The 23,646-nt window shown below is 58.5% G+C and carries 14 protein-coding genes and 1 tRNA gene; 5 read left to right on the plus strand and 10 right to left on the minus strand.

What is annotated here, in order from left to right:
* Positions 1-113: 113 nt before the first annotated feature.
* Positions 114-3,311: an outer membrane protein assembly factor BamB family protein gene (locus ACYQ2I_RS11140; RefSeq protein ID WP_460167088.1), complete on the plus strand. Its 3,198-nt coding sequence runs from the start codon at positions 114-116 to the stop codon at positions 3,309-3,311.
* A 219-nt stretch (positions 3,312-3,530) separates the two neighbouring features.
* Here the strand turns inward: ACYQ2I_RS11140 and ACYQ2I_RS11145 are convergent.
* Positions 3,531-3,604: transfer RNA gene (locus tag ACYQ2I_RS11145), tRNA-Ile, on the minus strand.
* A 463-nt stretch (positions 3,605-4,067) separates the two neighbouring features.
* Between ACYQ2I_RS11145 and dnaK the strand changes: the two genes are divergently transcribed.
* Both dnaK and clpB read left to right on the plus strand, forming a co-directional pair.
* Positions 4,068-5,978 carry a molecular chaperone DnaK gene (dnaK, locus tag ACYQ2I_RS11150; protein ID WP_460167089.1) on the plus strand — a complete coding sequence of 637 codons (1,911 nt, stop codon included), beginning with the start codon at positions 4,068-4,070 and terminating at the stop codon, positions 5,976-5,978.
* A 195-nt stretch (positions 5,979-6,173) separates the two neighbouring features.
* A complete protein-coding gene (gene clpB, locus ACYQ2I_RS11155; protein ID WP_460167090.1) occupies positions 6,174-8,819 on the plus strand; it encodes an ATP-dependent chaperone ClpB in 2,646 nt (881 codons plus the stop codon).
* 275 nt (positions 8,820-9,094) lie between these two features.
* On the opposite strand, the gene ACYQ2I_RS11160 is transcribed toward clpB, so the two are convergent.
* The 8 genes from ACYQ2I_RS11160 to moaA all read right to left on the minus strand — a co-directional run bounded on the left by ACYQ2I_RS11160 (position 9,095) and on the right by moaA (position 17,064).
* Positions 9,095-10,471, minus strand: coding sequence for a hypothetical protein (locus ACYQ2I_RS11160; RefSeq protein ID WP_460167091.1), 1,377 nt, complete (start codon positions 10,469-10,471; stop codon positions 9,095-9,097).
* 474 nt (positions 10,472-10,945) lie between these two features.
* Positions 10,946-11,716, minus strand: a complete 771-nt coding sequence (locus ACYQ2I_RS11165) for a hypothetical protein (RefSeq protein WP_460167092.1) — start codon at positions 11,714-11,716, stop codon at positions 10,946-10,948.
* Between the two features lie 128 nt (positions 11,717-11,844).
* Positions 11,845-12,813 (minus strand): tryptophan--tRNA ligase, encoded by a 969-nt coding sequence (trpS, locus tag ACYQ2I_RS11170; RefSeq protein WP_460167093.1) that lies wholly within the window; start codon positions 12,811-12,813, stop codon positions 11,845-11,847.
* An 82-nt stretch (positions 12,814-12,895) separates the two neighbouring features.
* Positions 12,896-13,822 carry a dihydroorotate dehydrogenase gene (locus ACYQ2I_RS11175; RefSeq protein ID WP_460167094.1) on the minus strand — a complete coding sequence of 309 codons (927 nt, stop codon included), beginning with the start codon at positions 13,820-13,822 and terminating at the stop codon, positions 12,896-12,898.
* Between the two features lie 352 nt (positions 13,823-14,174).
* A complete protein-coding gene (locus tag ACYQ2I_RS11180) occupies positions 14,175-14,396 on the minus strand; it encodes a hypothetical protein (RefSeq protein WP_460167095.1) in 222 nt (73 codons plus the stop codon).
* Positions 14,397-14,627: 231 nt separating this feature from the next.
* The gene (locus tag ACYQ2I_RS11185; RefSeq protein ID WP_460167096.1) at positions 14,628-15,044 is read right to left on the minus strand and encodes an HU family DNA-binding protein; all 417 of its coding nucleotides are present in this window, start codon (positions 15,042-15,044) and stop codon (positions 14,628-14,630) included.
* Between the two features lie 522 nt (positions 15,045-15,566).
* Positions 15,567-15,986, minus strand: coding sequence for a YkgJ family cysteine cluster protein (locus ACYQ2I_RS11190; protein ID WP_460167097.1), 420 nt, complete (start codon positions 15,984-15,986; stop codon positions 15,567-15,569).
* 76 nt (positions 15,987-16,062) lie between these two features.
* The gene (gene moaA / locus ACYQ2I_RS11195; protein WP_460167098.1) at positions 16,063-17,064 is read right to left on the minus strand and encodes a GTP 3',8-cyclase MoaA; all 1,002 of its coding nucleotides are present in this window, start codon (positions 17,062-17,064) and stop codon (positions 16,063-16,065) included.
* 307 nt (positions 17,065-17,371) lie between these two features.
* Between moaA and acpS the strand changes: the two genes are divergently transcribed.
* Positions 17,372-17,767, plus strand: coding sequence for a holo-ACP synthase (gene acpS / locus ACYQ2I_RS11200; protein ID WP_460167099.1), 396 nt, complete (start codon positions 17,372-17,374; stop codon positions 17,765-17,767).
* A 25-nt stretch (positions 17,768-17,792) separates the two neighbouring features.
* On the opposite strand, the gene topA is transcribed toward acpS, so the two are convergent.
* Complete coding sequence (topA, locus tag ACYQ2I_RS11205) at positions 17,793-20,432, minus strand: type I DNA topoisomerase (RefSeq protein ID WP_460167100.1); 2,640 nt, start codon at positions 20,430-20,432, stop codon at positions 17,793-17,795.
* A gap of 561 nt (positions 20,433-20,993) precedes the next feature.
* Between topA and ACYQ2I_RS11210 the strand changes: the two genes are divergently transcribed.
* Positions 20,994-23,528: an ICP22 family protein gene (locus ACYQ2I_RS11210; RefSeq protein ID WP_460167101.1), complete on the plus strand. Its 2,535-nt coding sequence runs from the start codon at positions 20,994-20,996 to the stop codon at positions 23,526-23,528.
* The last annotated feature ends 118 nt before the right edge of the window (positions 23,529-23,646 follow it).

The raw sequence follows: 23,646 nt of genomic DNA on the forward strand, positions 1-23,646 counted from the left end.
AGCCTAGACCCGCTTGAGGAGCACCGATCGCATCCCAAATCGCTCTCCTTCGTGATTCCCAAAATTCTCGCCGCATTCCCCGACATATTCGCCCGTTGAAGAGAGGTTCCGACATGACTTATTACACATGGTTTTGGGGCGTTATCGTGCTCACGATGTCGCAGGCGTTCGCAGCCGCCGATCAACGCATTGTCCAGGAAAGCGGCGTCTCCGGCGGCCTTGCCGTCCTCGCCGGCATCGATGATCCCTCGACGCTTGCTGCGTTGACAAACGATTCGTCGTTCGTCGTGCAATACATCGATACGCGTCAGCCCGACCTGGATCGTGTCACCAAGTTTCTTCGTGAAAAAGGTTGTTACGGTCGTGCGACGGTTGCCCGCTTCGACGGAAGACGGCTCCCATACGTCGACAACCTGGTCAATCTTCTGATCGTTTCCCCCAAATTCACGTTTCTCGATGACGAAGAAATCATGCGCGTTTTGGCGCCGCGCGGTGTTGCCTGGATCGGAAATCGCAAATTACGGAAAGACATACCGCCGGGAACCGGCGACTGGACGCACCATATGTTCGACGCATCCGGCATCGGCAGCGGAGCCGACACCACTCTCCGGCGTCCCCGAAGTCTGCAATGGAAATCGGGCCCGGAATATTCCCGCAGTCACGAGAACATGTCGAGCGTCAGCGCCGTGGTCAGTGCGGGCGGCCGGATTTTTTCGATCATTGATGAAGGGCCTGCGACGTCGATCTATTTGCCTCCTAAATGGAGGGTTGTTGCCCGCGACGCGTACAGCGGTGTCCTCCTTTGGAAACGAACCATCACTAGCTGGCACGCAAGGTTGTTTCCGCTCAAATCGGGACCGTCACAACTCCCTCGGCGCTTAGTTGCCGACGAAAACTGCGTGTACACGACGCTCGACTTCGACGGTCCGATTCACCAGCTCGACGCCGCCACGGGTGAGACGCGCGCCGTGTTCGCCGACACCGACCATACCGAAGAGATACTTGCCGTCGGCGACAAAGTGATCGCCGTCGTCCACACCGAATCGGCGGCCGCGCCCTATCGAGGACGCATTCCCTCCGCATTCCCGACCTCGCTGTTCGAAGAACAAAGCGTCAACTTGCCGGGCGACCGCGCGATTGTGGTCGTCGACGCGCATTCGGGTAAAACGCTATGGAAAACGTCCGCCGGCCCTTTCATCCCGTTGACGGTCGCAAGCGACGGCCGAAACGTTTACGTTCTTCGTGGAAATCAATTAGTCTCGCTAAACCTCGCCGACGGTCGGGAAAACTGGAGCGTCGAGGCCGCTGAGCGATCCCCTCGTTACGGCACGTCTTCGGGCCCCGTCTTGTTGACTTTTCAGAATGCGGTTTATACGGCGATCGCCGGAACCTTGACTGCTTTCGACTCGGCCGACGGTCGAAAGCTGTGGTCGGCACCGTGTGCTCAAGCCGGGTACAAAACGCCGCCGGGAATTCTCGTGGCAGGCGGACTCATTTGGGATGTCGACACCGGAGGTGAACCGTATCGCCCCGGCAGCGACCTCACGCAAATCAACCGATACTTCACCGGCTACGATCCGCGCAACGGCAACGTGGTCAAACGCATTCCTGTGACCGCAGATCATGGTTATGCCATCATGCACCACCGATGCCACGTTCCACGGGCATCCGCCGATTGGATCATCACGAGTTTCCCCGGTATCGAGTTTTTCGATGTGGCGACCGGAAAAGTAACGCACGACAGTTGGCTTCGGGGCGCCTGTCTCTACGGCTTCCTGCCCGCCAACGGTTTGATATACCTACCGCCGAACCCCTGCGCGTGCTACATTCGCGCTCGACCTACAGGATTCTGGGCCGCTGCCGGAAAACGCACTCGCCCCCGCGAGCTGTTCCCCGCGGCACGCCTCGAATCGTTCGTCGATGCTTCGGCAAGTTCGCCGTCCTCGTCACCGGCGAGCCGCCTCGAGATCAGCAAAGCCGATTGGCCGACCTACAGAGGCGACGCTTCGCGCAGCGGATGGCTGGCGGCCGACATCTCGCCCAAATTGCGACCACTGTGGACGGCGAAAGTCGGTCCGGGCGCCACCCAGGCGATCGCCGTGGGCGACCGGGTTTTCGTTGCCTGCAAAGACGACTGTACGGTCCACGCGATTGAGGGACATACCGGTAACCGGATCTGGGAAACCACTCTGAGCGGCCGTATCGATTCGCCGCCGACCTATTACGCCGGAACATTACTGGTCGGTTCTCACGACGGATACGTGTATTGCCTCGACGCTGCAACGGGTCGCCTTCGGTGGCGTTTCTGCGCAGCCCCCATCGACGAACGGTGCGTCGCGTACGACCAGGTCGAGTCGGTGTGGCCGGTTCATGGTAGCGTGCTCGTGCACGACGGCGTTGCTTGGTGCTGCGCAGGACGATCTTCCTATCTCGACGGCGGCTTATGGGTCTTCCGCCTGAACCCCATTACGGGTGAACAGCTTTCGTGTACTCGCATCGATTCGCTCGGTGAGCAAGATGAGCAACCTCCCATCGAACCGACGATGTTCGCGCGCCTGGAAATCGACGGGGCCAAGAACGACATCCTCTCGACGAACGGAACTCACGTATTTTTGCGTCATTGGACATTTGATCTCGACGGGCATTCTGTGGCGCAAACAATCCCTCACTTGATGTCACCCACCGGATTCACGGACGACACATGGTTCCGGCGCACCTATTGGCTCTATGGGGCGGCGTACGTCTCGGGGGCACAAGGTTGGGCTCGAGCGGGCAACGTGTGCCCCAGCGGTCGAATCCTTTGCTTGACCGACGATCGAATCTACGGCTTCGGCCGCGACTGGTATCCCCCCTCTCCGGGCGTACAACACCAAATGTACCTGGCCGGTGAACGCGAGCGCCTGTTTGCCGCTTCCAAAATAACCCGCGAAGTGACTGCCGACACGGAAATCGCTCTCCCGCGAAAACGCAAGAATCCTTCAAAGTCTGGGAACACGGATTCCCCCCCGACGGATGACAGCTCTTGGACACGAGAAACTGGTTTTCAAGTGAAATCCTTGCTTGTCACCGGCACGGGAGATCGACAGTACATCTTCGCCGCCGGACCGATCGGCAACTGGATCATTTCAGAAGACGCCTTTGAAGGCCGAAAGGGAAGCGTTCTTCGCGTTGTTGCTGCCGCAGACGGTTCGACGGTGAATGAAGTCTCACTGCCAGGCGTCCCCATCTTTGACGGGCTATCGGCAGCAAGAGGTCGCGTATACATGACGCTATCCGACGGTCGATTGGTTTGCTTCGCGACGGCCGAATGATTTGCCGTTTGCTGCGAGCCTGGGTCCTGTGGCCGAAAATCTCACGCAGCCACGTTTCCCGCTGAAGGCGCCGGAAACGCATCGCGCCGCTTGCACGTTTTTGCGCCCGCAAGCCGTAGAATCGGAAACGGCCGGAATCGGGGAAATGGAGCGGCAAGAAACGCAAAAACCCCGGTGTGTGCCGGGGTTTGCGAGGACATGCTAGTGCTTTTAGCCTAGTGGGCGCACCTGGACTCGAACCAGGGACCTCATCCTTATCAGGGATGCACTCTAACCAACTGAGCTATGCGCCCGCTCGTATATCGAATCATCGGCGAAACGAACCGCAAGGGTGAGGAAACCTTCCCACCAGGGCTCGCCCGACCCATGACACACTCGATTTTATGCGTGATCGTTGCCGTGTAAAGGGGGGTAGTGAACGCAACTCACCCCCTCTTTTGAGCCTCTCAGATCGCACAAATCCCCTAATCACCCGGGTGCCATTTTGGCAGTTCTTTGGCGTACCTCCCGTTCTCCGGAATACCACAATTCGCCGCAACCCTAAGAACAGCAATATGTTACGAACCGCGACCAATTCCCGAAACAGAATGGCACATACTTTGCATCGGCTACGACATGACTGGTAACCGACGCAGCAAGCCCAAACGAAACAACGCAACAGGGCCCAGTTTTCGACGCTTAACTCGAAATCACCACGCACGCGGATCACAACAGAGGACGGGATCCGTCGAGCATATGAAATAAGGAGAACATCAGATGGCAAGCGAAAAAATCATCGGAATCGACCTTGGAACTACCAACTCGGTCGTCGCAGTCATGGAAGGCGGCGAGGCGAAGGTGATCCCGAATCCGGAAGGGAATCGCCTCACCCCCAGTGTGGTCGCGTTCAACGACCAAGACGAAATCCTGGTGGGAGAGCCCGCGAAGCGTCAGGCCGTGACCAACCCGAAGCGAACGATCTTCTCGATCAAACGCTTCATGGGTCGGCGTCACAGTGAGGTTTCTTCGGAAGAAAAGATCGTGCCTTACGAAGTCGTCGGCGGTGCCGACGAATTTGTCAAGGTACGAGTCAACGGTCGCGACTACACGCCGCCGGAAATCTCGGCGAAGGTTTTGCAAAAGCTGAAAGAATCGGCCGAGGCCTACTTGGGCCACCGAGTCAACAAGGCCGTTATCACCGTGCCCGCCTACTTCAACGATTCGCAACGCCAAGCCACCAAGGATGCCGGCCAGATCGCCGGGCTCGAGGTGATGCGAATCATCAACGAACCGACGGCGGCGGCATTGGCTTACGGTCTCGACAAGAAGAAGGACGAAAAGATCGTCGTCTTCGACTTGGGGGGCGGTACGTTCGACGTCTCGATTCTGGAAGTCGCCGAGGGCGTATTCCGCGTGATCAGCACCAACGGTGACACGCACCTCGGAGGCGACGACTTCGACAAGGCCCTTCTCGACTACGTTGCCGACGAATTCAAGAAAGAAAACGGGATCGACCTGCGGGACGACCCGATGGCCTTGCAACGACTCCAAGAGGCATGCGAAAAGGCCAAGAAAGAACTCAGTAGCCTGCCGCAAACCGATATCAATTTGCCGTTCATCACCGTGACCGACAGCGGTCCGAAGCACCTGCAAATGACCATCACGCGGTCGAAGTTCGAGCAGCTCGTCGAGCCGTTGATCGAACGCTGCCGCGGCCCGGTCAACGCGGCGCTTCGCGACGCAAAATTGTCGCCTTCGGACATCGATGAGGTCGTCCTCGTCGGTGGTTCTACCCGAATTCCCAAAGTGCAGGAACTCGTCAAGGAAATGTTCGGGAAAGATCCCCACAAGGGGGTGAACCCCGACGAAGTCGTCGCCGTCGGCGCCGCGATCCAAGGTGCTGTGCTCGCGGGCGAAGTAAAAGACGTGCTGTTGCTTGACGTGACTCCGCTTTCGCTCGGAATCGAGACCCTTGGTGGGGTCATGACGAAGCTGGTCGAACGCAACACGACCATCCCGTGCAAACGCGAGCAGGTGTTCAGCACGGCGGAAGACAACCAAACCGCCGTCACGATCAAGGTCTATCAAGGTGAGCGAGAAATGGCGGCCGACAACCGCTTGCTCGGGCAATTCAACCTCGAAGGGATTCCTCCCGCGCCTCGCGGTGTCCCGCAAATCAAGGTTACGTTCGACATCGACGCGAACGGAATCCTGAACGTAAGTGCAAAAGATCTCGGCACGGGAAAAGAACAAACCGTGCGGATCGAACAGTCGGCCGGGCTCACGGAAGAGGAAATCGAACGCATGCGAAAAGAGGCGGAAGAACACGCGGCCGAAGACAAACGCAAACGCGAGCTGGCCGAACAGCGCAACCGAGCCGACAACATGTGCTGGCAGCTTGAAAAGCTGATCAAGGAGAACGATGCCAAGCTGAGCGCCGGCGACAAAGAAGCCATGGAAAAGGCGATCGAGAAAGTGCGGGAAGCCGCCAAGGGCGACGACGTCGACAAGATCAAGTCGGCCTTGGCGGAACTCGAAGCCGCGTCGCATGCCTTCAGCAAGACGCTGTACGAGCAAGCGGCCAAGAACGCTTCCGCAGGCGCAACGTCGTCCGAGGCCGGCACGGCTCAAGCGAGCGAAAAGTCGGCCGACGACGATGCGATCGACGCCGAATTCGAAGTAAAGTAATCGCTTCGGCTTCCAACCGCCGAAGCAGCGAAGATACTTCGGCGGCACAACCGATCATGGGCCGCCTAGAGGGAGACGGATCGTCGTTTCCGCTCAGGGCGGCCCCCTTTTTGCCCGAACCGCAGATTGACACGAATCATCCCCAGCCGATTTTCAAACCGACAAATCGAATAGTGATATACGGAGGAAACAATCATGGCATTCCGATTCGATAAACTGACCGTCAAGGCCCAAGAAGCCGTGGCCGACGCCCAGACGTTGGCCGCCGACCGGGGGCACCCGGAAGTGACACCGATCCATTTGCTGGCGACGTTGGTTCGTCAGCAAGACGGCATCGTCCCGGCCGTCCTAAACCGCATCGGGGTCGACCGACGGCAACTCGAAACGATGATCGAGGCAGAGCTGAACCGCTTTCCTCGGGTCCAAGAAGGCCCCGAACCGGGCGCATCGACCGAGCTGGGCAAGGTACTGCAAGCCGCCCAACGTGAGGCGGATTCGCTGAAAGACGACTATGTTTCGACCGAGCACTTACTCTTGGCTCTTGCCAAGACCGAATCGAAAGCCCAACGTGTGTTGTCTTTGAATGCCATCGGCGAAAAAGAAATTCTTCAAGCCCTCCAGGGCATTCGCGGCAGCGCGCGTGTAACCGACCAGAATCCCGAAGACAAGTTCCAAGCTCTAGAGCGATACGGCATCGACCTGGTCGCCCGCGCCCGACAAGGCAAGCTGGATCCGGTGATCGGGCGCGACCAGGAAATCCGGCGTGTCATGCAGGTTCTGTCCCGACGCACGAAGAACAATCCCGTGTTGATCGGGGATCCCGGCGTGGGCAAGACGGCCATCGTCGAGGGCGTAGCTCAACGGATCGCCGAAAATGACGTTCCTGAAAGCCTCAAGAACAAGCGAGTGATCGCACTCGACATGGGCGCATTGGTCGCCGGCACCAAGTTTCGCGGCGAATTCGAGGAGCGTCTCAAGGCCGTGCTCCGTGAAGTCGAGGAAGCACAAGGCAACATCATCCTGTTCATCGACGAATTGCACACGGTCGTCGGAGCCGGTCGGGCCGAAGGCGGCGCCGATGCGGCCAACCTACTCAAGCCCGCCCTGGCCCGCGGCGACCTGCGCTGCATCGGTGCAACGACGCTTGACGAATACCGGCAATACATCGAGAAGGACGCCGCTCTCGAGCGGCGATTCCAGCCGGTGTACGTCGGTGAACCATCGGTGGAAGACACAATCGCCATCTTGCGAGGACTTAAGCCGCGGTACGAAGCCCACCATAAAGGCGTCAAAATCAAGGATTCGGCATTGGTTGCCGCTGCGGAACTTTCCCACCGTTACATCACCGACCGCTATTTGCCCGACAAGGCCATCGACTTGATGGACGAAGCGGCCAGTCGCCTGGCGATGGAGCTCGAAAGCGTCCCCGCCGAACTCGATGAGCTCCAACGGCGTTTGGTCCAATTGGAACTCGCCGAGCGACAATTGGCCGACGAGACCGAGGAGCACGCGGTCAAGAAGCGGCAAGAAATCCAAGACGAGATGAAGAGTCTCCGCGAAAAACTGGCCGAACTACGCAGCCAATGGGAACGCGAAAAGGCCGGATTGGGAGACGTTCAGGAGATCCGCACCCGCCTGCAGGAGGTCGAACACGAATATCGCCAAGTCGAAGCAACCATCAAAGAAAAGCAGGCCCGCGGTGAATTCGTCGAACCGGAATTTCAACGCTTGAGCGACTTGTACTCTCGCCGCATCGAACTGCAAAAACAACTGGAACAGGCCGAGGCACAACAAGAGAACGGTTCCGAACGCCGGTTGTTGCGAAAGGAGGTCGGCCCGGAAGAGATCGCCGAAGTGGTCAGCTCATGGACGGGAATTCCCGTCGCCCGCATGTTGGAATCCGAGCGTGCCAAACTCCTCGTGATGGAAGAACGCCTCCACCAACGCGTCGTCGGGCAAGACGAAGCCGTGGAAGCCGTAGCCAACGCCGTGCGACGTAGTCGTGCCGGACTGCAAGATCCGAATCGACCGATCGGATCCTTTCTGTTCCTCGGCCCCACCGGTGTGGGCAAGACGGAACTTTGTAAGGCGTTGGCCGAAGCGCTCTTCGACGACGAAAACGCCATCGTACGTCTGGATATGAGTGAGTTCATGGAACGTCATACCGTCAGCCGCCTGATCGGCGCCCCGCCGGGATACGTCGGCTACGAGGAGGGCGGACGCCTCACCGAGGCCGTGCGCCGGCGGCCGTACTCGGTCGTTCTGTTGGACGAAATCGAAAAAGCGCACCGTGACGTGTTCAACATCTTGCTGCAAGTGCTCGACGACGGCCGTCTGACCGACAATCAAGGCCACACCGTCGACTTCACGAATACCATCATCGTGATGACGTCCAACATCGGGAGCCAGATCATCCAACAGGTAACCGAGGAAGGCGGCAGCGAGGACGAATTGCGTGAGGCGATCACTCAGGCGCTTCGTTCGCACTTCCTGCCGGAGTTCCTCAACCGTATCGACGAAACGATCATCTTTCATCCGTTGCGGCGGGAACAGATCCGCAAGATCGCCGATCTGCAAATCGAACGATTGCGAAAGCAACTCGCCAAGCGCAACGTCGAACTGGTCGTCACCGATGCGGCCAAAGACGCGATCGCCGAGTTGGGTTACGATCCTACCTATGGGGCGCGCCCGCTCAAGCGGGTCGTGCAAACGCGGATCCAGAACCCCTTGGCGACCGAATTGCTCAAAGCCGGGGAAGGCCGGGCCTTGGTCGTCACGGTCGACTACGACGGGCACGACTTCACATTCACCGTCACCGAACCGGCAGAAGTTGCCGCCTGAACGGCATCGGCAACAAAGCCGTCTCCCCGGTTCTCGACCGGCAAGAAAATGCGATGGTCGTCTCGTCGCTCGACAAGACGACCATCGACGCGGGAGTCCTTCGGACGCGGAGCCGAGTTTCCCCGACAAGTGGGAGTTTTGGAGCGTACCGCCGAATCTCACCGGACAGATCGGCGGCAATGCACGCGGCACGATTTGCCGTCGCGAGTCTTCTGAGCCGCCCGGTACTCGTTTTGGTACCGGGCGTTCGCTCTTCACTGTTTGACTATCATTCCTTAGAAGGCGTACTTCGCCATCAACTCGGTGCGGAACGAGCTGCCGTCCCGCTTGCCGATGTAGTGGGTGTCCCACTGGCTCAATTCGATACCGACGATGAACTTCTTCGTGACGTTGTAGCTCACATTGAAGAAGTACATCTGGCTGTACGCGCGGCCGCCGTTCGACAAGTCCTGATTGAACGGATCGTCGATCACGTAGCCGGCGTGGCTGTGCAAGCGGTCCGTCCAGTCATAGCCCACGTCGAACCAACCGCCGCTCGAACGGATCGTGTCGCGGGTACTCGTGTTGACACCCTGCAAGATGCCGCCAAGGAACGTGCCGAGGTTTTCGCCGGTGAACAATTCACCTTTGACGGTCAACCGATCGGTCAACGGGATGTTGGCATCGAAGTTCAGCGACCAGGTGCGCAGATATTTGTCGTACTCGGGAGCGCCGTCGGTGAAGTCCCAAATCTGGTTGCCGATGTGGCTCGACACGCCGATTTCCCACGGCTTGCAGCCCTTTCCGCGACGCCCGAGCTTCCACGCCAAGCGTCCCTCGATCACCGGCCAATCGGTGTGATCGGGCAACGCCGTCGAACTCTTGTCGCTCCACAGACTGTCGGCCAAGGCGATCTGCGCCGTCACCAGCGAGGTATCGGAGAAGTGGAAGTAACGCTCGGCCCGCAACTGGGCACGTCGATACCCGATATTCCCGGTACCCCACGCCACTGAGTAGAGCAACACACCGGGGTACAACGGAGAAATGACGTCCCACGTTTGACCGAACAACAACCGGTAGTAGTCATTCTTCACTTCCACGTAGGCGTGACGCAAAAGCACACCGGCCTTGTTTTCGTAGACCGCGTCACCCTGGAAATCGATTTCGACCTTACCGCCGCTGGTGGCACAGAACCAAGCCGGCAGCTTGGGACCAGTCACATCGATTCCCAAGCGGGTACCGCGGGCATCGAAATCCCAGTTGTGCTCCCCGCCGTTGTGATCGTCGGGTGAAATCACGTACAGGGAGTAGTCGCCGGTCTTCGTGCGTTCCGTCTCGTAGACCGTCCAGGCCCACAAGAAGCCGTAGGGCACGATTTTGAAATCGCCCTTCGTCCAGGCCAAATCCTTCATCTCGGCCTTCAGCTCGTCGAGCGTATAGTACTCGACCTCCTCTTCCGCCGCCGGAGCCGTCAAAGCGGTCGGATAGGTATTTACCTCCGGTAGACGGGTCGGCCGTTGCTGTAATTGCTGAAGTTCCGCGCGAAGGCGCTGGGTCTCGGCCTCGAGCTCGGCAATCCGGCGATCGATGGGCTCATCGGCCCGCACCAAAACGGCGGCCGGAACCATCAACCAGGCTGCCAGACACAGCCATGCAACATAGCGCATTCTCATGGCACAACATCCTTGTACACATAGGACAAACGGGAATAGCCGCAACCGAGAGACTACCGGCACGTTGTGCCGGTCCGGCGGCAGTCATTCAAGCAACGCTCCATCACCTTAGGAAACCGCCGTATCTCCCGCTCAATCTGGAAACACCGGGATCGTTTCGTGACGCCGACGGTTCCACAACGCTAGGCGCCGTCGTGCACAGCCGAATCGATCCCGACGTTTCGCCAAGCCCCTACGCTGGATATCGTCCGGAAATTCCGAATACCCCATCGATTGAGTCTCCTCAACGCGCGTTTTTCGCCGGTTTGCCGGACGGCAGAACGCGATGTTCGGGTCTGGTAAGCATTGCGGGCAATCGGTCTAACTATGCGGCTTCCCCCTAGATGAAGGGACAACGCGACACGCCGGGAGATGTATATGATATAGTAGCCTTCTCCCCAGGCTGGGCGCCGTTTTTCGAGCAGCTGCACGCGTTCAACACCGGGAAGAAGAATTCCTCTCGTGCGATGACTCCAACAGTTCGCTCAACTGGGCAAACTTTGCCGGCGAGAGCGTCTGCTCGAGCACGGGATCACGGCGTCCCACACAATAGAGCTGAAGCATGAACCCGCCGCACGTGTCGCGGCATCCCATGACGCGCAGCCTGAGCGGTTCCTGTACATGCTGCTCGCGAATATCCGCAGAGAGAGAGCAGCACTCCAGCGCACGCTTTGCCGTCCTCAGCGATACGTTTTGACCCAAGATCGGCCGCAGCCAGTAATCGCACTTGTGGCAATAGGGTTTCTTCATCAGATCGCCCACCGGCAAGAAAAACCCGATCGCAAAGAGCAACGCATCGAGCATCCAACTTCCCCAAACCCATCGGCCGACGATCTTTCGCGAGCCGATGAAGCGTCCTCGTTCGGCACTCCACACCAAGAAGCCGCCGAACGAGCCGGGAAGAATCGGTTCTCCGTCGGAGGCTGTCAGCCGAGCCATCATTCGAGTCTCAGGCTCGATTTCCGCTTGGAAGGTGTGGTAGGCGATCCAGTGAGGGGTCACAATACCGGCAATTAGCGCGAAGCATGACGCCGAGTACAGCAACACTCTTTGACCTGCCACAGGCAGCATTCGGACGACGCCACACCAGATGATACCGCCGGCCAAACCCGATAGCGCGGGAAGCAACAGCCAGGGGGCCCAATATCGGCTGATCAGCCATTCTGCGTAGCCGATCCCCGCCCCGACACCGATCGAAAGCAACACGAGTGCAGGCCACCAAACGAGTCGCCTGCCCCGTGCGTTGCCTTGCTTCAATGAGTCTTCAAACCGTGCGTCCACACGTGCTTCTCGGATTCCACATTCGATACGTTGCCGACGGTTTGACGGGGCGTTTAGTACGCCAGGCCGCACGCTTCTTTGGCGCGTCGAAGCACTTCGGACGCCTTTCGTCGAGCCGTCTGCGCTCCGTCGCCCAGCACTTCCCGCACAAAGTTCGGTTTGGCCTCCAATTCCTTACGGCGCTCCCAAGCTTCGGCAAAGTAGTTGCAAGCCACTTCGGCCAGCGCCTTTTTCACCTCGCCGTAGCCGAACCCGCCGCGACGGTATTTTTCGGCCATTGCCTCGCGCGCCGCGTCATCCACGAACAGCGAGTAAAGTTGGTACAGGTGGTCGGTGTCGGGATCTTTCGGCTCTTCCATCGGTCGGGAATCGGTGACGATGCGCATGATCATCTTGCGCAACCGGCTCGGCTCTTCGAAGATGGGCAGCGTATTGTTGTAGCTTTTCGACATCTTTTCGCCGTCGGTCCCCGGCACTCGGGCCGAATGATCGAGAATCTTCGCCTTGGGCAGTACGAACGTTTCACCGAACCGATGGTTGAAACTGCCTGCCAGGTCGCGACAAACCTCGATGTGTTGAAGCTGGTCTTCCCCGACGGGCACCGTGTCGGCGTCGTACCCCAAGATGTCGGCGGCCATCAACACGGGATAAGTGAACAATCCCGCGTCGGCCGCCAGCCCTTTCGCTTTCTTGTCCTTGTAGGCGTGACACCGCTCCAAGAGCCCCATCGGGGTCTGGGTCATCAAGATCCAACACAGCTCGGGAATCTCGGGAATATCCGACTGCACGAACAACGTCGCCCGATTCGGATCCAACCCCAGAGCCAGCAAATCGATCGCCGCGTCGAGGGTATACCCTTGGAGCAGCTTCTTGTCACGAATCGTCGTCAGCGCATGATGATTGGCGATGAAATAGTACGCCTCGTCGGCAACCTCTTGCAGTTCAATATACTGCCGAATGGCACCGAAGTAGTTTCCCCAGTGGAATCGCCCGGTCGGTTGAACTCCCGAAAGAACTCTCATGGCTGGTCGCTTTCCTGACCTTTAATCTTCCACCTATTTGCTTACGTCCAACTTCTGCTGCACACGTGCCGGAACGACGGATTCAGCGCTTCGGCAACTCGATACTACCGACGATGTCACGCAACGTCGTCGCCCCCAACTGGGCCAACGCGTCGGGTAGCGCGTCGAGAATTTCCATGGTAATCCGAGGATGATAAAAATTTGCCGTCCCGATTTGTACGGCCGACGCGCCGGCTACGAAAAACTCCATACAATCGTCCAATGAACCGATCCCCCCCACGCCCACGATCGGGATGCCGACCGCGCGGGCAACCTGAAACACGATCCTCAAGGCGATTGGTTTGATCGCCGGCCCGCTCAAGCCGCCCAACACGTTCCCCAGTCGTGGCTTACGGCGTCTCCAGTCGACGGCCATCCCCAGGCACGTGTTGATGGCCACGATCCCGTCGGCCCCTCCATTTTCGGCAGCCTTCGCGATTTCGACAACCTGCGACGTGTTCGGCGTCAATTTCGCCAAAACGGGCAGACTGCCGCAAACGCCCTTCACTGCCGATACGACAGCCTCACACAAACCGGGATCGGTCCCGAAATCGACACCCCCGCTGACATTCGGACACGAGATGTTCAACTCCAAAGCCGCGACGCCGTCCTCGGCTGCCAACTGTTGTGCGAGCCCCCGGAAATCGTCGATGGAACGACCGGCGATGCTCACGATTATAGGACAGCCTATCTCCCTCAGATACGGCAATTTGACAGCTAGGAACTGATCCAGTCCGTCGTTGTCCAATCCGATCGAGTTCAACAGCCCCGACGCCGTCTCGACCGTTCGCGGCGGCGGATTTCCGATCCGCGGTTCGCGAGTAATCGTCTTGGGAACGATACCACCCAATCGGCCCAGATCTACCACCCCGGCCATTTCCCGGGCGTATCCGAATGTGCCGGAAGCCACAAGAATCGGATTTCTCAGTCGCAGCCGACCGATTTGAACCGACAAGTCAACGTCGCACATGAGGGAAGCTTTCGCGATGGAGTGTCTCGAGGCGATCCAGGGGAAACGGTTCCTCGACCGGAACGCCCCCGGCATTTCTCCAGGCGGTCAGGGGGCACAAGTCTTTAAATGAGGGGAAGTTCCGGCGATAAAACGCCCAATGTACCACCGGCGGCCCCAATCGACAACCATGCGAAAACGGAAGACCGCCGCGGTGTTTCAGCGTCGCTTTGGAATTGCCGGCCAACAAAAAGCGCCCGCACCGGTTTCTTGAACCGGGCGGGCACAAACCCTTGGGAATCCTGTTTCGTCAGCTACCGCATCCCGCTATGCCGATCAAACATCGGGCAATCGAATCGCGGTGCTCAATGACTCAAATCACACCACCGTGCGTCCGGTAGGGCGTGCATTGATCCGGATGGTCGAGCATCCATGCTCGTTCCCATTCATCCAGGATCAAGCGCAGGTTTTCTGATGTGAAGATGAGTTGCTGGGTTCGCCGGGCAGGATCCGCCGAGTAAATCGGCACGACGCACCCGACGGTCGAGCTGACCAACAACCCGAGCGCCACCACCAAGAACAGTTTGCGAATCATGACCAACTCCCAAAGGGTTATGCGACTCGTCCGCCGCGAGTCGACCCCGACTCCAAACCCGGGGTCACCAATGTTACTCACTCCGATCACGCACCGCGTCTGTCGCCGGTGCGTGCGCACATACCGTTACCCCAAACGCAGCAAGGGGTTGCGCTGCACTTCACCGAGAGTGAGCCAAAGCCCAACGGGGAGAAGGTCAAGCTTGTCGTCGAGGAGTCAGGCCCCGCAAATTCAGCCGAGAGAGGCCTCGGCCGACGGCGTGACGGCGGATTCGGAAGAAGCCTCGCGACCGTTGTCGCCGACGTGGCCCACCTCCCCGCCGGCGGCCGGCTGAGCAGGCTCCGCAGAGCCGACCGTATTGCCTTCGCCTTCCGAGAATTCTTCCAGCTTGCCGGTTTGAGCCAACTGCTCCGCCTCGAGCTGCCGAATTCGCTCCTCCATTTTCTTACCCGGCTTGAACGTAACGACGAATTTCGCCGGCACGTCCATGGGTTTCGACGTCTTGGGATTTCGCGCTTTTCGCGGCTGGCGCAATTTCACTTTGAACACGCCGAAATTCCGCAGCTCGATCTTACCGTTCGTGACCAGAGCCTCGATGATCGCGTCGAACGTCTTCTGGACGATTTCTTTCGTTCGAAGCTGAGTCATCCCCAGCTCTTCCGAGATTGTCCGAACGATCTCTTTCTTGGTCACTGTATATGCTCCCAAAACGACATTCCCAGGGGCTGAAGGCACCGATCGACCGGCACCGCCAAGACGCTCCAAGTGTAGACGCACCAACAACTAATGTCAAGCGGCCGCCGCTTCGGCCACCGCCTGCACCGAGGACCGTCCCAGACACAGCAAATCGCCGGACGAATATGGCCGGACAACCGACCACCCGGGAAAATGCAGCGCAAACCCTTGTTATCAAAGAACTTACGGCCAGCAACCGAAACCAGCCGAATATTGATTCACGTAACCTCTTTTCATTTAATAAGTTACGCGCAAAGACCGGCGCGGTCTCAGCGTCGGCTGCCGTCGTAATTCTCTATCGGCCGCACATCCGGAAAACTTCAGCCAGCCTGCAAAATCCGTCCAATCTGCAGGCAGCCGATAGAAAGCTCGCACACCGACGGACGATTTACCGGGGCACAGAAACCCCAAGATGGCCCGGAAGCCCCAAGATGATCAGACGTCGATGATATCTCGAAGACGGTCGATCTCGTCGGCGGAATGCCACGTACCGCGACCGCATCCGGGACATCCTCGGCACGTGTCGTCCCATGCTGTCTCGTCAGCCAGATTTGAGTTCCAGAAGGGCCAAGTTCGGCATTGACGGGGCCGCAATTCGTAGACGCGACACCCCTTGGTCACGGGGTCGAAGAAAACGCAATCGCCGTTGGGCCGCTCGATTAGGCTCTTCTCTCGGCCGATCGGGCGCACAAATTGCGCCTCGAACTCGGCAACCGTCATCCCGCAACGTTCGGCCAGGGCTGCGATTTCGCCGTCGTCGACATAGACGAATCCCGGCTCACCGGTGCAGCAGGCACCGCAGCCGGTACATGCAAAGCGCAGGCCTCCTTCGTACCACCGCTTTTTGGATCCCAAAACGTACGCTCCTGTACTTCGAACTCCGAATTTTCCCGCAGCCTTTCCCAAAGACAGTAACTTCTCGAGAGACGCATCAGCCGCCGATGTCGTTCATCGCACGACCGCCGCGGACCAGTACTCCTTCCTCGTTGCCGTGTTGACGATGTTTCGACAGCACCGCCTGTCGGATGGTTTGGATCACCTCTTCGTCGGTCGCGCCGCTGCGCAACAAGGATTTTACATCGACCGGTTCACGACAGAAGAGACAGTTCAGAATCTTTCCGTCGGCGGTGATCCGCAGTCGGGTGCAGCGATCGCAAAACGGATGTGTCACCGTGGAAATCATCCCGACCGCCCCACCCCCGTCTCGATAACGATAGACTCTCGCCGGACCGTCGAGTTCGACTTCCGATTCGGGTACCAATTCCGCGACCGAGGTGTGAATGATCCGGTAGATCTCCTCTGCCGACAGCACTTTCTCGGGCCGCCATTCCCCGGATGCATCCAGCGGCATGAATTCGATGAAACGCAACTGAAGGCCGCGATCACGAGCAAACTGCGCAAGTCGCGGAATCTCCGTTTCCGTCTGTCCGCGAATGGCCAGGGCGTTCAGCTTGATCGGTGTAAATCCGGCCTGAATGGCCGCATCGATACCTTCGAGAATCATCGGCAAGAGATCACGGCCGCTGATCTCTCGAAAATGCTCCTCACGTAACGTATCGAGACTGATATTTACCCGTTGCAATCCCGCGTTTCGCAGCGGACCTGCAAGTCGAGGCAACAAGGTGCCGTTCGTCGTCATCGCGAGATCTTCGATCCCTTCGATGGCGGCCAATCGTCGCACCAAATCGCAAATGTTCCGCCGAACCAGCGGCTCTCCCCCGGTAAGGCGAACCTTCGAAACTCCGAGATGCGTGCAAAGTCGGACAACTCGTTCGATTTCCTCGAACGACAGGATTTCTTCCCGCGGACGAAACTCGGCAACTTGCGCGGCGATGCAATATCGACAACGGATGTTGCATCGGTCGGTCACCGACAATCGCAGGTCGTCGTGGATTCGTCCGAATCGATCGATCAGCAGATGCGGGTCGGGCATGGTTTCCAAGCTCAAAGCGCCGACGCCGGACGTGTCGCCCGGCCAGGTTCCTCTCAATGCATGACGACAATTGCGTCGGTCAAAACTTGCATTATCCCTATTGTACCGCTACCGGTCACTGCGACACCGTTCTGCCTCAAGAAGTCTTCGATTTCTCCCCATGCCGCACATCACAGCCGCCCCGTATCCCGTGTTCGAGGATGTCCGCTGCACTGTGGTCCCACCGTTGTGTCCCAGCTCACTGTAAGGGATAATCAAGCCGATCCACGGAAGCCGTCATGAGCTGCCTTTTCGCCCGAACAACATCATGCAAGTTCTGGGAATTGGAACCGACATTACGGAGTGCTTACGAATCGCCCGCATGATCGAGCGGCACGGAGAGCTATTCCTCACGCGAGTCTACACCCGCGTGGAAATCGACTACTGCTCGAATCGCAAGCAAGCAACCGAACATTTCACCGGCCGTTGGGCGGCGAAAGAGGCAGTCTTGAAAGCCCTAGGAACGGGCTGGGTCCGGGGAATCAGCTGGCGGGACATCGAAATCGTCAATCAGCCCGGCGGCAGACCGATCGTGAACCTCTCCGGTGGTGCCGAAGCCGCCGCCAAGCGCCGGGGAATCGCGCACGTATTCGTCAGCATTTCTCATTGCCGAACGCACGCCACCGCCTTCGCCGTCGCCGTGGGCGAGGACGACATTCCTTGATTCGGGCTCCCCACAACGACGACGCTCACGACGACTTCTTTTTGGCCGACGCTTTCGCCGTGGACGTCTTTTTCTTCGCTTTCTTGCGTTTAGGAGGGCTGGAAGCCGCTTTTTCGGCCAACCATTGCAGTGCCTGTTCGAGCGTCACGGTTTCGGGGTCGGTACCCTTCGGTAGGGATGCGTTCGTCTCGCCGTCGGTCACGTACGGGCCGTAGCGCCCGTCCATTACCCGAACTGGTTGCTCGGTCACCGGCGACGTTCCCAACTCGCGAAGCGGTTCACTCCGTCGGCGCCCTCGCGTTTTCGGTTTGGCCAGCAACTCGAGGGCTTGGTCGAAAGTGATATCGAGTACGGAGACGTCGGCAGGAATCGAGCGGGTCTCGTCGCCGCACTTGATATACGGGCCGAATCGACCGTTTTGCGCCACAATCGGTTCGCCGGTCTCGGGATGCTTACCGAGCGTGCGAGGCAGGCTCAGAAGCTTGAGAGCGACCTCAAGCGTGACATCTTCAGGCTTCATGCCTTTCAGGAGAGAGGCGTTTTTCGGCTTCTCTTCTCCGTCGGCATCCCCCAACTGCACATAAGGCCCGAACCGCCCCATCTTCAGATACACCGGCTTGCCCGTTTCGGGACAAGTGCCGATCGGTTTGTCCCCCTCTTCGGCCTTCTCGAAAAGCTCGAGCGCCTTTTCGACGGTCAGCTCATCGGGAGGCAGCCGCTCGGGAATACTTGCACGACGATTGCCCCATTCCAGGAACGGGCCATACCGCCCCACGCGAACGCGAATCTCCGGATCATCCGGTCCTGCGTCGGCCGGTTTGCCGATCGGAATGGTACTCGCCGACCGAGCGTCGATCTCAGAAACCTTGTTCTCGAGCAACTGCTTCAGCCCCGGCCGATCGTTCCCAAAATAAAACTCGCGCAGGTAGTCTAAGTATTCCAACTCGCCGCGACTGATCGCGTCGAGTTCGTCCTCCATTTGGGCCGTAAAACCGTAATCGACCAGCGCCGGAAAATGCTCTTCAAGCAACCGGCAAACAGCGAATGCCGTCCAGGTGGGGATCAACGCATTGCCCCGCTTAAACACGTAATTACGTGCCAAAATCGTGTCGATGATCGAGGCATACGTGCTCGGCCGACCAATCCCGAGTTCTTCCAGCGTGCGGGTCAGTGAAGCTTCGGTGTATCGATTCGGCGGCTGCGTCTCGTGTCCCTTCGGTACAACCTCGTCGATGCGCAACACATCCCCCACCTTCACCGGCGGCAAAATAGTTTCGCGGTCGGCCAACTCGGCTTCCGGCGAATCTGCGCCTTCGACGTACGCCCGCAAATACCCCGGAAAATCGATCGTCTTACCGCTGACCTGGAACACGACGCCGTCGGCATCGATCGTCACCGTGGTTCGGCGCCCGCGGGCATCGGCCATTTGGCAGGCCATCGTTCGTTTCCAGATCAGTTCGTACAGCTTGAACTCGTCATCACTGAGTTCGTTTTTCAACGACTCAGGATGCGCAAACGGGTGTCCCGCAGGACGAATCGCTTCGTGGGCTTCCTGGGCATTCTTCACCTTGGTCCGATAAACGCGAGCTTTTTCCGGCAAGTAATCCGAACCGTACAGTTCACGAATCTGATCCCTTGCAGCGACGATCGCCACATCGGCAAGGTTGGTTGAGTCGGTACGCATGTACGTGATATGCCCCGTCTCGTACAACCGTTGGGCGACGTCCATCGTTCGCCGTGCCGTAAAACCCAACTTGCGGTTCGCTTCCTGCTGGAGTGTGCTTGTCGTGAACGGTGGATACGGCCGGCTCACGAACGGTTTTTCCACAACATCCTTGACCACCGGTTGCGACGCCGAAACACGTGCCGCCAACTCGCGTGCGGCCTTTTCATCCAGCAATAACGGCTCTTGCGACTTGAGTTGACCGGTATTCGGGTCGAAGTCTCCGCTTCCCGCGATGCGCCGCCCATCGACCTCGATCAAGTCGGCAGCGAGGCATCCGTCCGCGGCGGTGAGGAACTTCGCCGAAAGATCCCAATAACTCGCGCGCACGAATTTCATGCGCTGCCGCTCGCGGTCGACAATCAACCGGACGGCCACGCTTTGAACCCGGCCTGCCGAAAGCTTGGACTGAACTTTTCGCCAAAGCAAGGGCGATACTTCGTAGCCGAACAGGCGGTCGACGATTCGGCGAGCCTCTTGTGCCTTCACCAGATGCTCGTCGATCGAGCGGGGATGCTTCAACGCTTCGAGGATGGCGTCGCGTGTAATCTCATGAAAAACGAGTCGTCGGACCGGTACTTTGGGCTCCAAGACCTGGCACAAATGCCAACTGATCGCTTCCCCTTCACGGTCTTCATCGGTCGCCAGATAGAGTTCAACCGCTTTGCGAAGCAACGACTTCAGTTTCTTGACCTGCTTCCCTTTTCCGCGGGGAATCACGTACACGGGGTCAAAATCCTTTTCGACGTTGACCCCCAGATGTGCCCACGGCTCTTTGCGAATCTCTTCCGGGCACTCCTTGGCCCCTTTCGGCAAGTCACGAATGTGACCGATACTTGCCTCGACGACGTAGTCCGACCCCAAGAAACGACTAATCGTCCGTGCCTTGGCCGGTGATTCCACAATGACGAGCTTCTGCGTCGCTTGCGATTTCTTTGCCATAATCAGCCGCCCCCGCCGATGGGGGAATCTGTCCTTTCCTATTTCAGCGTGCGACGGCTCCTAGCAACTGCCGACCTGTCGCACGTTCCTGTACAACGTCACCAAGGCTTCCGCTTGCCCCACGCGAACACCGCTTCCACTTTGACTGCTTCGGCGCGACGGCCATTCTTACCCCTCTACAAAGGGAGGAGCGTTTAGAAATGCACCGTTTTCCTCTATTCGGCGCATGTCCGCCCAGCGTGAAATGGTTTCGCCCTCAAAACAAGGCAGCAATCGGCTATTCGTGTGCGGCAACCGCGACACAATACACTTTATTGGTCCGAACCGCAACCGAAAACACCCCTCTAATAGGGCAAACCAACTGTATCTCCTCGCATCCACATCGACTACTTCCCATCAGAGGCAAACGGAAACGCTGGTTGGCATTGCAATTACCACGATTGATTTTAGAATGACCGGATTCAGTCCGGCCGTTTTCTCCCTTTCGCCTCCAGGGCCCGCTGGAGGAAACAGCCCTTACGATGGATCGCATTCTCAGTAAACATCGGTAGGTTGCACAAGATGGCAAGCCCTTTCAAGGTATTTCGCAAGAATGCCACCATCCTGATGGTTGGATTGGTGATCCTCTCGATGGGCGGCTTTGTCGTCCTCCCTAGCCTCCTCCAAATCCTGGGGGGTGGAGGAGGCGGACAGAGCCCGACGGCGGTGGTCGTTCGCACGAACAGGTACGGCAATTTGACCGAACAAGATTTGCGCACGCTTCAAGGCGAACGGCTGCAATTGCGGCGGTTTTTCCAACTGCTCGCGGAGTCCGTGGCCGCGAAGCAGGGAGATTATATGACCGTCCTGCGGGAGGTGGATCGGCTGTCGCTGGGGCAAACCGATGAGCAAGGATGCGTCGACGCCTGGCTACTTGCGCAGAAAGCCAAAGAATTGGGTTTGCGCATTTCGGATGAAGCCATCAACACATACATCACCGAGCTGGCGACCAGCGAATCGCAAAAACTGACGATCGACGACGTCGTCGACGTTCTCCAGCGGATGGGGCTCAGCGAAGGTCGCTTGTTTTACTTGTTGCGACGTGAACTGGCGGCGGCGTTGGTTCGCGACCAATTCTATCCATCGTTGGGCGCGCTGACGCCGGTGCAACGGTGGGATTATTTCCTGCGGCTCCGTCAAAAGGCACGCATCGAGCTGTGCGGGGTCGAGGTAGACGAGTTCCTCGACCAGGTTCCAGCCCCGTCCGAGAGCGAACTCCGAGAGTACTTCGAAGAACACAAACTGGACCTCCCGTTGCCGAACAGCCCGGAACCGGGGTTCCGCGTCCCCAATCTGATCACCGTCCAATATTTGAAGGCCGACATTGCCGATTGGGTGAACAAAATCCAACCGACCGAGGAAGAAATCCGAGCCTACTACGAAGAGCACAAGGACGAAAAATTCCTTGCCCCGCTGGCCCCCGAAGTCGGGAACTCGTCGTTGCCTGTCTCGGAATCGGAACTTCTCGGCACCGGCACCGAGTCACGCATGGTACCGGTCACTCCTCCAGCGAAATCGGGGGATGCCGAATCGACGGAAAACTCTCCACCGACGGGTGATGACGCCACGTCGGAGGAGGAGGAGGGAAGTAATCCCGTCGATGCCGCCGGCACCGAAGACGTTTCGGAGGAAGACGCCGACGACGCCGGCAATGACAATGCCTCAAGCGGCGAAGCCGAAAAAGAACCGGCCCAACCCTCTGCAACGCCTGAAACCCCGGCCGCGGACGAGCAGTCGTCGAATGTACGAACACCGATTCGCTTCGTTTCCTTGCAGGAAGACGACGAATCGGCCGACGCGAGCAACGATGAAAAAAGTTCGCAATCCGACGCGCCGGATGCCGCACAGTCGGACGATTCTTCAGCAGGAGAGGAGACGCCTTCGGAACCCGCGCAAGAAACGTCGTCCGGCCAAGTTGCTGATGGAAACTCGGCCGAGGACGGATCGGCTCCCGCAGCCGAACCGTCCACTTCCCCCGAGGGCGAACAAGCAGACCTTGATTCTGCTGAAAACGATTCCGAAACCGCTTCGAACCCGAAGTACCGACCACTGGAAGAGGTCCGCGACGAGATCATCACCGATTTGGCGCGGACGAAAATGAGCGAGGCAATCAAAGCAGCCGAAAGTGCGATGAGCGCCTACCGCGAAAAATGGTTGAAAAACCAAGAAGACATCGAGAAGGCGAAAGAGGAGGATGTCCCGGAAGACGAATGGCCTGCCGAGATCGAACCGCTCGACCTGGAAGTGCTTGCGCGTGATTTAGGACTGATCGCCCGCAAACTACCGCCGATGGCTCGCTGGGAATTAGCCGAGATCAAGGGGCTCAGCGCCTCGAACACGGAGGACGGCCGCGGTTTTCTCGATGCGGTTTTCGGTAGTCAACGCCGCCTCTACCTGCCGATCCGCACGACCGACCAAGACTACAATATCTACGTCAGTTGGGTCGTCGATCGCGTGGAAGACCACGTACCGAAGTTTGAGGATGAAGGCGTCCGCGAGCGTGTGCTCGAAGCGTGGAAGCGTAAAGAAGCTCGAATCATCGCCGAACGGACGGCCCAAGAGTTCGCCGACAAGGCGAACGAATCGAACCAATCGTTACGGGAGGTGGTCCCCGCCGACCGAAAAGACAACGTCGCCGAAAGCGAACCGTTCAGTTGGTATACGTACGGCGATATGGAATTCGCTTGGCTCCAAGGCGCATCGCCCTGGTTCGATCAAATCGTCGCGCGAGTCAAAGACCCTGCCAGCGGTCTGATCACAACCAAGGAACTAGTCGACTCGCCGGGCGACAAATTCATGGAATCCGTCTTCTCCCTCGAGGTCGGCAAGGCGGGTGTCGCATGGAACCAACCCGAAACCGTGGTGTATGCCGTTCGGCTCCTCGAACTGGCTCCACCCGCCGAAGAACTGGCCGACACGTTCCTCTCGCAAAACGTGCAAACCTATTATGGAGCAAGCCGAAACGAATTCACGGGCGCGTTCCGAAAATGGTATGATTTGCTGCGAGAAGAAGCCGGCCTGAAATGGGAAAGGCCGCCGATCACCACCGGCGAGTGACCGCGAGCCGACGGTCAACCTCTACCTCATACCGAGAAAGCCGCCGGGGCTTCGCAAGAAGTCTTCGGCGGCTTGTTTGTTCTGATCGCTCGGTGCATCAACCGTCACATTACGGTGC

This window comes from Thermostilla marina (genome assembly GCF_054657455.1).

Bases quoted from the DNA above. Each gene is read 5' to 3' on its own strand.
- ACYQ2I_RS11140 (WP_460167088.1), top strand. From the start codon at position 114: ATGACTTATTACACATGGTTTTGGGGCGTTATCGTGCTCACGATGTCG.
- dnaK (WP_460167089.1), top strand. From the start codon at position 4,068: ATGGCAAGCGAAAAAATCATCGGAATCGACCTTGGAACTACCAACTCG.
- clpB (WP_460167090.1), top strand. From the start codon at position 6,174: ATGGCATTCCGATTCGATAAACTGACCGTCAAGGCCCAAGAAGCCGTG.
- ACYQ2I_RS11160 (WP_460167091.1), bottom strand. From the start codon at position 10,471: ATGAGAATGCGCTATGTTGCATGGCTGTGTCTGGCAGCCTGGTTGATG.
- trpS (WP_460167093.1), bottom strand. From the start codon at position 12,813: ATGAGAGTTCTTTCGGGAGTTCAACCGACCGGGCGATTCCACTGGGGA.
- ACYQ2I_RS11175 (WP_460167094.1), bottom strand. From the start codon at position 13,822: ATGTGCGACGTTGACTTGTCGGTTCAAATCGGTCGGCTGCGACTGAGA.
- ACYQ2I_RS11180 (WP_460167095.1), bottom strand. From the start codon at position 14,396: ATGATTCGCAAACTGTTCTTGGTGGTGGCGCTCGGGTTGTTGGTCAGC.
- ACYQ2I_RS11185 (WP_460167096.1), bottom strand. From the start codon at position 15,044: ATGACTCAGCTTCGAACGAAAGAAATCGTCCAGAAGACGTTCGACGCG.
- moaA (WP_460167098.1), bottom strand. From the start codon at position 17,064: ATGCCCGACCCGCATCTGCTGATCGATCGATTCGGACGAATCCACGAC.
- acpS (WP_460167099.1), top strand. From the start codon at position 17,372: ATGCAAGTTCTGGGAATTGGAACCGACATTACGGAGTGCTTACGAATC.
- topA (WP_460167100.1), bottom strand. From the start codon at position 20,432: ATGGCAAAGAAATCGCAAGCGACGCAGAAGCTCGTCATTGTGGAATCA.
- ACYQ2I_RS11210 (WP_460167101.1), top strand. From the start codon at position 20,994: ATGGCAAGCCCTTTCAAGGTATTTCGCAAGAATGCCACCATCCTGATG.